12 protein-coding genes are annotated in these 13107 nt (G+C 67.5%); 5 read left to right on the top strand and 7 right to left on the bottom strand.

Features of this window, described 5'->3' with window-relative positions; translation table 11 throughout:
• Positions 1-22 precede the first annotated feature (22 nt).
• The 5 genes from HLH27_RS04050 to mnmE are packed head-to-tail and all read right to left on the bottom strand — an operon-like array spanning position 23 to position 5526.
• A complete protein-coding gene (locus tag HLH27_RS04050) occupies positions 23-916 on the bottom strand; it encodes a ParB/RepB/Spo0J family partition protein (protein WP_182948005.1) in 894 nt (297 codons plus the stop codon).
• Positions 913-1794, bottom strand: a complete 882-nt coding sequence (locus tag HLH27_RS04045; protein ID WP_182948003.1) for a ParA family protein — start codon at positions 1792-1794, stop codon at positions 913-915. Before HLH27_RS04045 ends, HLH27_RS04050 begins: the two co-directional genes overlap by 4 nt.
• A complete protein-coding gene (gene rsmG, locus HLH27_RS04040; RefSeq protein WP_182948001.1) occupies positions 1721-2341 on the bottom strand; it encodes a 16S rRNA (guanine(527)-N(7))-methyltransferase RsmG in 621 nt (206 codons plus the stop codon). The genes HLH27_RS04045 and rsmG overlap by 74 nt, the downstream gene beginning before the upstream one ends.
• Positions 2341-4203 carry a tRNA uridine-5-carboxymethylaminomethyl(34) synthesis enzyme MnmG gene (mnmG, locus tag HLH27_RS04035; protein WP_182947999.1) on the bottom strand — a complete coding sequence of 621 codons (1863 nt, stop codon included), beginning with the start codon at positions 4201-4203 and terminating at the stop codon, positions 2341-2343. Before mnmG ends, rsmG begins: the two co-directional genes overlap by 1 nt.
• Before the next feature lie 15 nt (positions 4204-4218).
• Entirely contained in the window at positions 4219-5526 is a 1308-nt protein-coding gene (gene mnmE / locus HLH27_RS04030; protein ID WP_182948156.1) for a tRNA uridine-5-carboxymethylaminomethyl(34) synthesis GTPase MnmE, read from the bottom strand.
• A gap of 132 nt (positions 5527-5658) precedes the next feature.
• On the opposite strand from mnmE, the gene HLH27_RS04025 reads away from it, so the two are divergent.
• Together HLH27_RS04025 and HLH27_RS04020 are read left to right on the top strand one after the other, a co-directional pair.
• Positions 5659-6132: a methylated-DNA--[protein]-cysteine S-methyltransferase gene (locus HLH27_RS04025; RefSeq protein WP_182947997.1), complete on the top strand. Its 474-nt coding sequence runs from the start codon at positions 5659-5661 to the stop codon at positions 6130-6132.
• Between the two features lie 35 nt (positions 6133-6167).
• Positions 6168-7139: a quinone oxidoreductase family protein gene (locus tag HLH27_RS04020; protein WP_182947996.1), complete on the top strand. Its 972-nt coding sequence runs from the start codon at positions 6168-6170 to the stop codon at positions 7137-7139.
• A 177-nt stretch (positions 7140-7316) separates the two neighbouring features.
• Here HLH27_RS04020 and rho read toward each other — a convergent pair whose 3' ends face one another.
• Together rho and corA are read right to left on the bottom strand one after the other, a co-directional pair.
• A complete protein-coding gene (gene rho / locus HLH27_RS04015) occupies positions 7317-8618 on the bottom strand; it encodes a transcription termination factor Rho (protein WP_182947994.1) in 1302 nt (433 codons plus the stop codon).
• Positions 8619-8859: 241 nt separating this feature from the next.
• On the bottom strand, positions 8860-9834 hold the full coding sequence (corA, locus tag HLH27_RS04010) for a magnesium/cobalt transporter CorA (RefSeq protein ID WP_182947992.1): 975 nt from the start codon (positions 9832-9834) through the stop codon (positions 8860-8862).
• A 162-nt stretch (positions 9835-9996) separates the two neighbouring features.
• Here corA and trpB point away from each other — a divergent pair, with 162 nt between their 5' ends.
• From trpB to accD, 3 genes are all read left to right on the top strand, one after another.
• Positions 9997-11250, top strand: coding sequence for a tryptophan synthase subunit beta (gene trpB / locus HLH27_RS04005; RefSeq protein ID WP_338029833.1), 1254 nt, complete (start codon positions 9997-9999; stop codon positions 11248-11250).
• A complete protein-coding gene (gene trpA, locus HLH27_RS04000; RefSeq protein ID WP_182947991.1) occupies positions 11247-12068 on the top strand; it encodes a tryptophan synthase subunit alpha in 822 nt (273 codons plus the stop codon). Before trpB ends, trpA begins: the two co-directional genes overlap by 4 nt.
• A 159-nt stretch (positions 12069-12227) precedes the next feature.
• A complete protein-coding gene (gene accD, locus HLH27_RS03995; RefSeq protein ID WP_182947989.1) occupies positions 12228-13103 on the top strand; it encodes an acetyl-CoA carboxylase, carboxyltransferase subunit beta in 876 nt (291 codons plus the stop codon).
• The last annotated feature ends 4 nt before the right edge of the window (positions 13104-13107 follow it).

The raw sequence follows: 13107 nt of genomic DNA, 5'->3' as shown, positions 1-13107 counted from the left end.
ATCGAAAAAATGTCCTGCATTCTCAGCCGTTCAGACGTGCAAGCACGGTATCGAACTGATCGAGCGACTGATAGAGGATGCGGATGGCCCCGCCGCGCCCGTCGAACGAGATTTGGACTTTCAGGCCCAGCCGGGCGGTGAGGTCGCGTTCCAGGACCTGGATTTCGGGGTTCTTGCGTTCGGCGGCTTCGGCCGGGGCCGGCTTGGCGGGCTGGCGGACGGCTTTCTGGACCAGGGCTTCGGTCTGGCGGACGTTCAGCCCCTGCTCCAGCACCGTCTTGAGGGCCGCGACCGGGTCGGGGTGGGCCAGCAGCGCGCGGGCGTGGCCGGCCGTCAGCCGGCCGTCGCGCAGGGCCGCGCGCACCGGTTGAGGCAGGTTGAGAAGGCGCACCATGTTGGCGACGTGGGAGCGCGACTTGCCCAATGCGCCGGCCAGTTCCTCCTGCGTCAGGCCGTAATCCTGTAACAGCCGTTGCAGACCCTCGGCCTCTTCGACCGCGTTGAGGTCGGCGCGTTGCAGGTTTTCGACCAGGGCGGCGGCCATGGCGTCGCCGTCATCGAGGGCGCGGATATGGACCGGGACCTCGTGCAACGAGGCGAGTTGTGCCGCGCGCCAGCGGCGTTCGCCGGCGATGATCTGGTAATGTCCTTCGCGCCCCGGATGCGGGCGGACCAGGATCGGTTGCAGGATGCCGCGCGTGCGGATGGAATCGGCCAGTTCGGACAGGGCTTCGGGCTCCATCACCTGGCGGGGCTGGAACGGCCCGGGTTCGAGCTGGTCGACGCCCAGCGTGCCGGTGCGGTCCTGCTCTGTCCGGCCCGAGACGCGGGCGATGGCGGCGGGGGCCTGGTCGCCCAGCAGGGCGGCGAGGCCGCGACCGAGGCGGGGACGTGACTGCTCTTTCTTCGTGCTCATGCCCGCGCCTTCTTCTTTCTGGGTGTCTTCAGGCCGCTCCGGGCGATGACCTCGTCCGCCAGGGCCTGGTAGGCCATGGCACCGCTGGACCGGCCGTCATAGGCCATGACCGAGCGGCCATGGCTCTGGGCCTCGGAGATGCGGATATTGCGCGGAATCAGCGTTTCCATCACCTGTTCGCCGAAGAAGCTGCGCGCGTCGGCGGCAACCAGTTCAGACAGGTTGTTGCGCCGGTCGTACATCGTCAGCACGATGCCGGCCACATGCAGGTCGGAATTGAAGGCCCGGCGCACCCGGTCGACGGTGCGGACCAACTGGCTGATGCCCTCCAGCGCAAAAAATTCGCATTGCAGGGGCACGATGACGCCGTCGGACGCGACCAGCGCGTTCAGCGTCAGCAGGCCCAGGCTGGGCGGGCAGTCGATCAGGACCACGTCGAAATGGCTGCCCGCACGGGTGACGGCATCGCGCAGGCGGAATTCGCGCCGGTCGGTCATGACCAGTTCCAGCTCGGCGCCGGCCAGTTCGGTATCGGCGGCGATGATCTTGAGGCCGGGAATTTCGGTGTCCTGGGCCAGGTCGGCCATCGGGACATCGTCCATCAGCAGGGCGTAGGTGCCCTGTCGTCTTGCATCGTAGCCGATGCCCAGGCCAGTCGAGGCGTTGCCCTGCGGGTCGAGGTCGATCAGCAGGACGGACAGGCCGCGTTCGGCCAGTCCGGCGGCCAGGTTGATGGCCGTCGTTGTCTTGCCCACCCCGCCTTTCTGGTTGGCGAGGGCGAGAATGCAGGAAGCGCGCGCGGCGTCAGGGGCCCGTTGCGCGTTCTGAGTGTCTGGCACGCGTGATTTCACCCAGTTTGAGAATGGTACCGTCCGCATTGGTGCGGCTAGGCAATCGGGATACCGCCATGTGCCAGTCGGCGGCGGCCGAGGTCAACTCATCGTCGACATTTCTGCCTTTCAGGAACAGGCAGAACCCGTCGGGCGCCAGCAGGCGGCTGCTCCATTCCAGCAATTGCGGCAGGGCGGCCAGCGCGCGGGCGGTGACGATGTGCACCGGCGCGATGTCGACATCCTCGATCCTGCGCGCCAGCACGGTGACGCGGGCGCCGGCGGCCCGCGCGGCCTCGCGCAGGAAGGCGGCCTTGCGCTGGTCGGATTCGATCAGCGTGACGTCGGCGTCGGTCGCGATGGCGATGATCAGGCCGGGGAAGCCGCCGCCCGACCCGAGATCGGCCAGGCGGATGCCGGGCGGGATCAGCGAGGCCAGTTGCAGCGAGTCCGCGATATGGCGGTCCCATAGATGGGGGAGATCGCGGGGGGAGACCAGGTTGATGCGGCTGTTCCAGCGGGTAAGGATTTCGGCGAAGCGGTCCAGGCGCTGGGCGAGATCGGCGGGGAGAGTGTCGGGTTTCACGTGAAACATCAGGCCACCTGACGGATGTGGGCGAGCAGCGCCGTCAGCGCCGAGGGGGTGATGCCGGGGATGCGTTGGGCGGCGCTGAAGCTGGCGGGGCGGGCCGTGGCCAGGCGTTCCTGCATCTCGCTGCTCAGGCCGCCGATATGGCGGTAGTCGAGATCGGGCGGGAGGGCGATGCGGGTTTCGGCCTCCAATTGCCGGATCTCGCGCGCTTGGCGGGCCAGATAGCCGCTATAGCGGGCTTCGGTTTCGACATGGCGGCGGATGCGGGGTGCGAGGTCGGCGAACCAGGGGGCGATCTGTGCCACCTGCCCTGGCGTGGCGGCGGTGGCCAGGACGTCGAGCAGGGTGCGGCGCCGCCCGTCGGCGGAGACCGTGATGCCGGCCTGTTGCAGGCTGTCGGGCAGGAAGTTCTCCTGGGCCGCACGTTGCATGGCCGTGTCGATGGCGGTGCGGTCGGCGGTGAACAGGCGGGTGCGTTCGGCGCCGATGCAGCCCCAGTCGATGCCCAGGCCGGTCAGGCGCAGATCGGCATTGTCGGCCCGCAGGCTGAGCCGGTATTCGGAGCGCGAAGTGAACATCCGATAGGGTTCGGACACGCCCTGCGTGGTCAGGTCGTCGATCATCACGCCCAGATAGGCGGTGCCGCGATCGATGCTGACCCCCTGCCCGCCCCCGGCGCGGCGGGCGGCGTTGAGGCCGGCGAGGAGGCCTTGCGCGCCGGCTTCCTCGTAGCCTGTCGTGCCGTTGATCTGGCCGGCGAGGAACAGGCGCGGGAGGGCTGTCAGTTCCAGCGTCGGGCTGAGGGCGCGGGGATCGACGTAATCATATTCCACCGCGTAGCCGGGGCGCACGATGCGGCATTGTTCCAGGCCGGGGATGGAATGGATCATCCGTTCCTGGATATCGGCCGGCAGGCTGGTCGAGATGCCGTTGGGGTAGACCAGGTCGCCGCCCTCGTTGCCCGGCAGGGCCTCGGGCTCGAGGAAGATCTGGTGACTGTCGCGTTCGGCGAACCGGACCACCTTGTCCTCGATCGAGGGGCAGTAGCGCGGGCCGCGCCCGGCGATGGCGCCGCCATAGACGGCGGAGAGATGCAGGTGCTCGCGGATCAGCGCATGGGTCCGTGCCGTGGTGGCGGTGATGCGGCAGGAGAGTTGCGGATTGTCGAGCGTGGCGGTCAGGCGGCTGAAGGGTTCGGGTTCGGCGTCGCCTTTGTCTTCGGCCAGATTGTCCCAGTCGATCGTCGTGCGGTCCAGCCGGGCCGGTGTGCCGGTCTTGAGGCGGGCCATTGGCAGGCCCAGCGCCTGCAACCGCTCGCCCAGTGCCTGGGCCGGGGCTTCGCCCACCCGGCCGGCCGGGTGGCTGTCATGGCCGATATGGATCACGCCGCGCAGGAAGGTGCCGGCGGTCAGCACCACGGCGCCCGCCGCGATGCGGCGCCCGTCTTCGCACACCACGCCGGCGACCTGGCCGGCGGGATCGATGATCAGGTCCCCTGTCCCGCCTTCCGCAATGTCCAGATTCGGGGTTTCGGCCAGCAGGTCCTGGATGGCGCGCCGGTAGAGCGAGCGGTCGGCCTGGGCGCGCGGGCCGTGGACGGCCGGGCCCTTGGAGCGGTTCAGCAGCTTGAAGTGAATTCCGGCCCGGTCGGCGGCGCGGCCCATCAGCCCGTCCAGCGCGTCGATCTCGCGCACCAGATGGCCCTTGCCGATGCCGCCGATGGCCGGGTTGCAGGACATGGCGCCGATCGTGTCCCGACGATGCGTCAGCAGGAGCGTGCGCGCGCCGCACCGGGCCGATGCCGCCGCGGCCTCGCACCCCGCATGCCCCCCGCCAATGACGATGACGTCGTATTCGCCAGCCACGCTTGTCCGCTCCCCTTACTTGCCGATGCAGAACTGGCCGAAGACAGTGTCCAGCAGATCCTCGACCCCGACCGCGCCGGTCAGCCGGCCCAGGGCGCGCATCGCCAGGCGCATCTCCTCGCCCCGCATCTCTGGCCAGTGCATATCGAGTGCGGCGGCCAGATGGCCAGCGCTTTCTTCGATCGCGGCGCGATGGCGTGCACGCGTCAGGGGCGGGCCGGCCTGTGCGGCGGTCAGGGCGCGGGCGCGGTCGGCCAGCGCTTCGGTCAGGCTTGGCAGGCCGGTGCCCTGCTGGACGCTGATGGCGATGGTGTCGGGGGGGCCGTCTGCCGGGGGTGCGAGGTCGATCTTGTTGCGGACCAGGATGGCGTTTTGGGGGAGATCGGCTGGCGGGGTGTCGCCGTCGAACATGCCGATGACGCAGTCGGCCTGTTTCACGTGAAACAGGGCGCGGCGGACGCCCTCGGCCTCGATCTCGTCCTCGGTTTCGCGCAGGCCGGCGGTGTCGATCAGGGTGACGGGGACGTCGCCCAGCACCACCCGCACCTCGATTGCGTCGCGCGTGGTGCCGGCGCGGGGCGAGACGATGGCCACGTCGCGGTCGGCCAGCCGGTTCAGCAGGCTGGACTTGCCGACATTGGGGGCGCCGACGATGGCGAACAGCAGGCCCCGGCGCAGGCGCTCGCCCCGGCCGCCATCGTCGAGATGGGCGCGCATTTCGGCCGCCAGCGTGCGCAGTGCGTCGAGCAGCGCCTGTTCGATCGCGGGTGGAAGGTCTTCGTCGGGGAAGTCGATCAGGGCTTCCTGATGGGCCAGCACGGTGCGCAGGCGTGTGGCCCATCCGTCGTACAGGTGGCTCAGGCTGCCGTCGGCCTGTTCCAGCGCCTGGCGGCGCTGGGCTTCGGTTTCGGCGTCGATCAGGTCGGCGATGCCTTCGGCCTCGATCAGGTCCAGCCGTCCGTTCATGAAGGCGCGGCGGGTGAACTCGCCCGGTTCGGCCGGGCGGGCGCCCAGGGCCACCAGCGCGTCGGCCACGGCGGCGATGACGGCAGGCCCGGCATGGAGGTGGAGTTCCGCGCTGTCTTCGCCGGTATAGCTGTTGGGGCCGGGAAACCACAGTACCAGCGCGCGGTCCAGCAGCATGGACCCGTGGCGCAATCCGCGCAGGGTGGCCCGGCGCGGGGCCGGCAGCGTGCCGCACAGATGGCGGAGGATCGCGCCGCATCCCGCCCCGGTCAGGCGCATGACCGCGATGGCCGCGCGCCCTGCCCCGCTGGCCAGGGCAAAGATCGGTGCGTCGGGTTGGGTCCGTTCGGGGGGCATCGTGTCGGGTCCTGTCGTCATCTCGCGCCTGCTTGCCGCTCTTGCATGTCGCAACCTGTGGCGGAAGGGTACAGAATACCAGACAGTCCCGATATGGTGCGGGATACAGGATCAAGGGAACGGACGACCGGTATGCCGCAGCTTTCGATGCACTCGCCCATCGGGGATCTGACCCTGACCGAGGAAGACGGCGCGATCGTCGCCCTGGACTGGGGCTGGGGGCGCGATCAGGACGAGACGCCGTTGCTGCGGCAGGCCTGCGACCGGCTCGACGCCTATTTCGACGGGGTAGCGGACGATTTCGCGGACCTGCCGCTGGCGCCGTACGGCACGCCCTATCGGCAGGCAGTGTGGCAGGCGCTGCGCGGAATCCCGCTGGGTGAGACCCGGACCTATCGCGACCTGGCCCTGCAGGTCGGCGGGTCGCCCCGGTCCATCGGGCAGGCCAACGGGGCCAACCCGATTCCGATCCTGATTCCGTGCCATCGTGTCGTCTCGACCCAGGGGTTGGGCGGGTATTCCGGGGACGGTGGGCTGACGGACAAGATCTATCTTCTGGAACTGGAGCGGGCGCCGATCCCCGCGCTGGCGAACCAGGACGCCTGATACGGCCGGGCAGAACAGGAAAAGGGATACAGGCGATGTACAGGGCAATCCGCATCCACGGCTATGGCGGCCCCGAGGTTCTGCAACTGGAGACGCTGCCCACGCCCGTTCCCGGCCGGGGTGAAATCCTGATCCGGCAGGAGGCGATCGGCGTCAATTACATCGACATCTATTTCCGCACCGGCCTGTACAAGGTGCCCGCCCTGCCGGCCATCCTGGGGATGGAGGGGGCCGGCGTGGTCATGGCCGCCGGGGCGGGCGTGACCGATTTCGAGCCTGGGGATCGGGTGGCCTATCCCACGGCGCTGGGCGGCTATGGCGAATGCCGCACCATCGCGGCCGATCGGGTTGTGCCGCTGCCGCCGGATATTCCCTTCGATATCGCCGCCGGCTGCATGTTGCGGGGCCTGACGGCCCACATGCTGTTGCGCGAAGTCCGTGAGGTGCGCGCCGGCGAGACGATTCTGGTCCACGCGGCGGCCGGTGGGGTCGGGCTGCTGCTGTGCCAGTGGGCGCGGCATCTGGGCGTGCGTGTGATCGGCGTGGTTTCGACCGAGGAAAAGGGCGAACTGGCGCGGCAGAACGGCGCGGCCGAGATCCTGGTCGGGCATGACAATCTGGCCGCGCGCGTGCGCAAGCTGACCGACGGCGCCATGGTGCCGGTGGTCTATGACAGCGTGGGCAAGGATACATTCGTCGCCAGCCTCGATTGTCTTGCGCCGCGCGGGCTGATGGTCAGCTACGGCAATGCGTCGGGCGAGGTTACGGGCGTTTCGGTGGGCATGCTGGCGACGCGCGGCAGCCTGTATCTGACGCGGCCGGGGTTGACGACTTATCTCGCCCAGCGTTCGGCCCTGCTGGCCGGGTCCAAGGAATTGTTCGACCTGATCATTCAGGGGGTGCTGAGCGTGCGCATCGGGCAGCGGTTTGCGCTGGCGGATGCTGGGGCGGCGCAGACGGCTTTGGAGTCTCGGGGGACGACAGGGAGCACGATCCTGTTGCCGTGAAAATCTTCTTTTGTCTTACGAAAAAGAAGCCAAAAGACTTTTATTCGTTTTGGATCGGTGTGGTGGGAAGGGCTTCGTTTCGGGACGAAACCTAATAGATCAGAAGTTTTTTGGTTCTTTTTTTCAAAAAAGAACGGAAACAGGGGCCGGATCGCTCCGGCCCCTGCCCCATTGTCTTCAGGTATTCATCGCGTCGAAGAAATCCCTGTTGGTCTTGCTGTATTTCAGCTTGTCCAGCAGGAAGTCCATCGCGTCCATGGTGCCCATCGGCGCCAGGATGCGGCGCAGGACCCACATCTTCGACAATTCCGAGCGTTCGACCAGCAATTCTTCCTTGCGGGTGCCGCTCTTGGTGATGTCGATGGCCGGGAAGGTGCGCTTGTCGGCCAGCTTGCGGTCGAGGATGAGCTCCGAGTTGCCAGTGCCCTTGAATTCCTCGAAAATCACCTCGTCCATGCGGCTGCCGGTATCGATCAGCGCGGTGGCGATGATGGTCAGCGAGCCGCCTTCCTCGATGTTGCGCGCCGCGCCGAAGAAGCGCTTGGGGCGCTGCAGGGCGTTGGCGTCCACGCCGCCGGTCAGCACCTTGCCCGATGACGGGACCACGGTGTTGTAGGCGCGGGCCAGGCGGGTGATGGAATCGAGCAGGATGACCACGTCGCGCTTGTGCTCGACCAGCCGTTTCGCCTTCTCCAGCACCATTTCCGTGACCTGGACGTGCCGGGTCGCGGGTTCGTCGAAGGTCGAGGATACGACCTCGCCCCGTACCGAACGCGCCATGTCGGTGACTTCCTCGGGCCGCTCGTCGATCAGCAGCACGATCAGGAAGACTTCCGGATGGTTGGCCGAGATGGACGAGGCGATGCTTTGCAGCATCACGGTCTTGCCGGTGCGCGGCGGGGCGACGATCAGCGCGCGCTGGCCCATGCCGATCGGCGACACCAGGTCGATCACCCGGGGGGTGAAATCCTTGGTCTGGCCCTTGCTGCCCTTGGTGCCCTTTTCGGGCTCGCCGCCCACCGCGTTGCTCTCGACTTCCATCTTCAGCCTGCGCTCGGGGTAGAGCGGCGTCAGATTGTCGAAATTGATGCGATGACGGACCGCCTCGGGCGGCTCGAAATTGATGGTGTTGACCTTCAGCAGCGCGAAATAGCGCTCACCGTCGCGCGGGGCGCGGATCTGCCCCTCGACCGTGTCGCCCGTCCGCAGCCCGAAACGCCGCACCTGGCTGGGGGAAATGTAGATATCGTCCGGCCCGGGCAGGTAGTTCGCCTCGGGCGAGCGCAGGAAACCGAACCCGTCGGGCAGGATTTCCAGCGTTCCCTCGCCATGAATGGCCTGGTCGTTGTCGGCGAGGGTCTTGAGGATGGCGAACATCATGTCCTGCTTGCGCAGGGACGATGCGTTCTCGATCTGCAGGCTTTCGGCGTACGCCAGAAGGTCCGCGGGGGTTTTGGCCTTGAGTTCGGCGAGATGCATTCAGGTTGCCTTGAATGGGCAGGTCATAGAAGGGGGGGAAACGATCGGCCTGGACATCGGCGCATCAGGTGCGCCTGCCAGAAAGAACCGGATAAACCGGAAAGTGGCCAGCAACGTTCCATACGGAGGGAGCAACCGGCGGACGAAAGCCCGCCAGAGACAGCGAAATCATAAGGAAATCGGCGCCGATCGTCAAGGCCGCGCGCCGGATCGCCGGCAGGGCGGCTTTGCAAGCTGCCTTTTAGCGGCCTCGGGCCAGCCAGCCTCGGTGCCAGAACCACAGGAGGGGGACGATGATCGTCGCGGCCATCAGGGCCAGGGAATACCAGTAGCCGTATTTCCAGTTCAGTTCCGGAATATCGTGGAAATTCATGCCGTAGATGCCGGCGACCAGCGTCGGTGCGACGCCGATGAAGCTGACCACGGTCAGGATCTTCATGCCGTTATTCTGCTCGATGCTGATGAAGCCGAGCGTAGCGTCGAGCAGGAACTGGACCTTGTTGGAGATCTGGGACACGAAATCGTTCAGGGACACGATGTCGCGCGCGACCGTGCTCATGCGGTCGCGCAGTTTTTCCGACAGGTCGTGCTTCTTGTTTTCGCTGACGAAGATCGCGATCCGCTCCATGCCCAGCAGGCTGTCGCGGACCGACGAAGCCAGGTCGCCCGAGCGGCCGACCCGGCGCAGCAGCGTGCGCAGCATCTGGTCGGCGCGGCCGGCCTGGCGCGGCTGGTCGGCCTGGAAGACGTCGCGCGACAGCGTATCCAGCGACTGGCCCAGATGTTCCAGAATATCAGCCATGCGATCGACCACCGCTTCCAGCAGCAGGACCGAGACCTCGTCGCCGCTGTAGCTCTCCTTGGTGCCGGTGATCTGCTTGGCGATCAGGTCGAAGGAGGAGAATTCGGTGAAGCGGATGGTCAGCAGCCGGTCGCGCATCAGCACGAAGCCGACCGGCGAGACGAAGAAATCGTCCTGCACGCGGCGCACCAGCGGCGTGGAGAGGTAGACGGCGTCGTCTTCCATGAACAGGCGCGAAGAACTCTCGATTTCCTCGAGGTCGGCGCGGGTGGGGATGCGCTGGCCCGTGATCCTGGCGGCCAGGGCCTGCTCGTCGGCTGTCGGGTCCAGCAGGTCCAGCCAGGCGATGCCCGTGGCGTCGGCCTCGGTGGCGATCGGCCGGGGGGGCTGACCGGGACAATGGGCAACAAACATGGATGCTGTCTTTCTCCGCTTCCCCTTCCTATCGGGGGACCTACGGCGCCTGTCAAATCGGCCGGGGCCCCGGCCGGGCGGCGGCGAGACGAGGCTGGTAATTTTTCGCCGTGCGGTCCAGAACACCCGATATCCTGCATCTAATCGGGTCCGGAGAACGACGTGAGCGCAGCAGACACCAGCGGAGCGGAACGCGGCGTGGCAGGAGCGCTGCCCAACAGCCTGCGGACCGGGCCGGACCCGCGCGGCCGCTTCGGCATCTTCGGCGGCCGGTTCGTGGCCGAGACGCTGATGCCGCTGGTCCTGGAACTGGACGCGGCCTATGCCGCGGCCAAGGCCGACCCGGCCTTTCGCAGCGAGCTGGATTATTACCTGAAGGATTATGTGGGCCGGCCCAGCCCGCTGTGGTTCGCCCGGCGCCTGACCGAGGAACTGGGCGGCGCGCGCATCTACATGAAGCGCGAGGAGTTGAACCATACCGGCTCGCACAAGCTCAACAACGTCATGGGCCAGATCCTGCTGGCCCGGCGGATGGGACGCAGCCGGATCGTGGCCGAGACCGGGGCCGGGCAGCATGGCGTGGCCACCGCCACCGTCTGCGCGCTGTTCGGGCTGAAATGCACCATCTACATGGGTGCCACCGACGTCGAGCGGCAGAAGCCCAACGTGTTTCGCATGCGTCTGCTGGGGGCCGAGGTCGTGCCCGTGACCTCCGGCGCCGGGACGCTGAAGGATGCGATGAACGAGGCGATGCGCGACTGGGTGACCAATGTCCGCGACACGTATTTCCTGGTCGGGACCGTGGCCGGGCCCCACCCCTATCCGCAGATGGTCCGCGATTTCCAGTCGGTGATCGGCGACGAGACCCGCGTGCAGATGCAGGAGGCCGAGGGGCGCCTGCCGGATGTGATCGTGGCGGCCATCGGCGGCGGGTCGAACGCCATGGGGATCTTTCACCCCTTCCTCGACGACCCGTCGGTGCGGCTGATCGGGGTCGAGGCCGCCGGGCGGGGGCTGGACAGCGGCGAGACGGCGGCATCGATCCTGCGCGGGCGGCCGGGCGTGCTGCATGGCAACCGGACCTATCTGTTGCAGGACGCGGACGGGCAGATCGACGAGGCGCATTCGATCAGCGCCGGGCTGGATTATCCGGGCATCGGGCCGGAACATTCCTGGCTGGCCGATATCGGGCGCGTGGACTATGTCGGCGCCACCGACGACCAGGCGCTGGCGGCCTTTCAGCTGTGCACGCGGACCGAGGGGATTATCCCGGCGCTGGAAGCGGCCCATGCGCTGGCGCATGTGGCCGTGATCGCCCCCACGCTCAGCCCCGAGACGCTGCTGGTGGTGAATATCTCCGGCCGTGGGGACAAGGACATCTTTACCGTCGCCGCACATCTGGGAGTGACATTGTGAGCCGCATCGCCCGCCGCTTCGCGGCCCTGAAGGAGCAGGGGCGCGGTGCCCTGATCCCATACCTGCAGGCCTGCGATCCGGATTACGATACCTCGCTGGCGCTTCTGCGCGCCATGCCGGGGGCGGGTGCCGACCTGATCGAGATCGGCGTGCCGTTCAGCGACCCCAGCGCCGACGGGCCGACCATCCAGATGGCGGCGCGCCGGGGGCTGAAGGCGGGGTCGAGCATGGTGCGGGTGCTGGAGATGGTGGCCCGCTTCCGCGAGGACGATGCCGAGACGCCGATCATATTGATGGGGTATCTGAACCCCATCGAGGCCTATGGCCATGCCCGCTTCTGCGCCGATGCCGCCCGCGCCGGGGTGGATGGGCTGATCATCGTCGACATGCCGCCCGAGGAAGCCGACCTGCTGGACAGACCTGCGGTCGAGGCCGGGCTGGACATCATCCGGCTGGTGGCGCCCACCACCGACGATGCGCGCCTGCCCCTGGTGTGCGGCAGTGCGTCGGGCTTTATCTATTATGTCAGCATTACCGGTGTGACCGGCACGCGCACCGCCAGCAGCGACGAGCTGGCGGCCGCCATGCCGCGCCTGCGCGCCGTGACCGACCTGCCGGTGGCCATCGGCTTCGGCATCCGCTCGCCCGAACAGGCTGCCGCCGCCGTCCGCGCCGCCGATGGGGCCGTGGTGGCCTCGGCGCTGATCAAGACGCTGGAAGAGTCGCTGGACGAAGAAGGCCGCGCCACGCCGGACACCCTGCCCCGCGTCCTGACCCAGCTTTCGGACCTGGCAAAGGCCGTGCGCGCAGCCCGCTGACCGGGGAAACGCGTTCAACACTGAACGACCACAGCGCCGTTCCGGAGGTCGCTGGCCTTGCCCGGCGTTACCCCGAGAACCATCTGGCCTTTCCGGCACCCTGCTTGTAAGAAGGCGGGTTTCCGGGGCCGGTGTCGCCCTGTGTGATGGAGTGATGTGATGAGCTGGCTGACCGATTACGTTCGCCCCAAGATCCGCGGTCTGCTCAAGCGCGAGGTGCCGGACAATCTGTGGACCAACTGTGAATCCTGCAGCCAGATGATCCTGGTGAAGGATCTGCGGAAGGGCCTGAATGTCTGCCCGCATTGCGGCCATCACATGCGCGCGACCGTGGCCGAGCGTTTTGCCTGGACGTTCGACGAGGGTGTGTGCACGCGCATCGACCTGCCCAAGGTCGTGGTCGATCCGCTCTCGTTCCGCGACCGCAAGCGCTATACCGACCGGCTGAAGGACGAGCGCGCGAAGTCGCAGCTCGACGAGTCCATGGCCGTGGCGCATGGCAAGATCGGCGGGCATGACGCGGTCGTGGCCGTGATGGCGTTCGAATTCATCGCCGGGACGATGGGGGCCGCGCTGGGCGAGGCCTTTGTGGCGGCGGCGCGGCTGGCGATCTTGCAGAAGGCGCCGCTGGTCGTCTTTACCGCCTCGGGCGGGGCGCGGATGCAGGAAGGCATGATCAGCCTGATGCAGATGCCGCGCACCACGGTGGCGGTGCAGATGCTGCGCGATGCCGGCCTGCCCTATATCGTCGTGCTGACCAACCCGACCACGGGTGGCGTCACGGCCTCGTTCGCCATGCTGGGCGACGTGCAGATCAGCGAGCCCAATGCGCTGATCGGCTTTGCCGGGCCGCGCGTGATCGAGGATACGGTGCGCGAGAAGCTGCCCGAGGGCTTCCAGCGCGCGGAATATCTGCTGGATCACGGCATGATCGACATGGTGACCAAGCGTGCCGACCTGCCGGCGATGCTGGGCCGCCTGATCGGGCTGCTGAACCATCGGCAGGCCGCCGCGCCGCTGCGCCCGGCGGCCTGATCCG

It is taken from the genome of Gluconacetobacter takamatsuzukensis (assembly GCF_014174275.1).
In the GTDB taxonomy this organism is placed as follows: domain Bacteria; phylum Pseudomonadota; class Alphaproteobacteria; order Acetobacterales; family Acetobacteraceae; genus Gluconacetobacter; species Gluconacetobacter takamatsuzukensis.
The sequence above is the reverse complement of the archived record's forward strand: the minus strand, read 5'-3'. Positions and strand labels throughout refer to the sequence as shown.

Bases quoted from the DNA above. Each gene is read 5' to 3' on its own strand.
- HLH27_RS04050 (WP_182948005.1), bottom strand. From the start codon at position 916: ATGAGCACGAAGAAAGAGCAGTCACGTCCCCGCCTCGGTCGCGGCCTC.
- HLH27_RS04045 (WP_182948003.1), bottom strand. From the start codon at position 1,794: ATGCGGACGGTACCATTCTCAAACTGGGTGAAATCACGCGTGCCAGAC.
- rsmG (WP_182948001.1), bottom strand. From the start codon at position 2,341: ATGTTTCACGTGAAACCCGACACTCTCCCCGCCGATCTCGCCCAGCGC.
- mnmE (WP_182948156.1), bottom strand. From the start codon at position 5,526: ATGCCCCCCGAACGGACCCAACCCGACGCACCGATCTTTGCCCTGGCC.
- HLH27_RS04025 (WP_182947997.1), top strand. From the start codon at position 5,659: ATGCCGCAGCTTTCGATGCACTCGCCCATCGGGGATCTGACCCTGACC.
- HLH27_RS04020 (WP_182947996.1), top strand. From the start codon at position 6,168: ATGTACAGGGCAATCCGCATCCACGGCTATGGCGGCCCCGAGGTTCTG.
- rho (WP_182947994.1), bottom strand. From the start codon at position 8,618: ATGCATCTCGCCGAACTCAAGGCCAAAACCCCCGCGGACCTTCTGGCG.
- corA (WP_182947992.1), bottom strand. From the start codon at position 9,834: ATGTTTGTTGCCCATTGTCCCGGTCAGCCCCCCCGGCCGATCGCCACC.
- accD (WP_182947989.1), top strand. From the start codon at position 12,228: ATGAGCTGGCTGACCGATTACGTTCGCCCCAAGATCCGCGGTCTGCTC.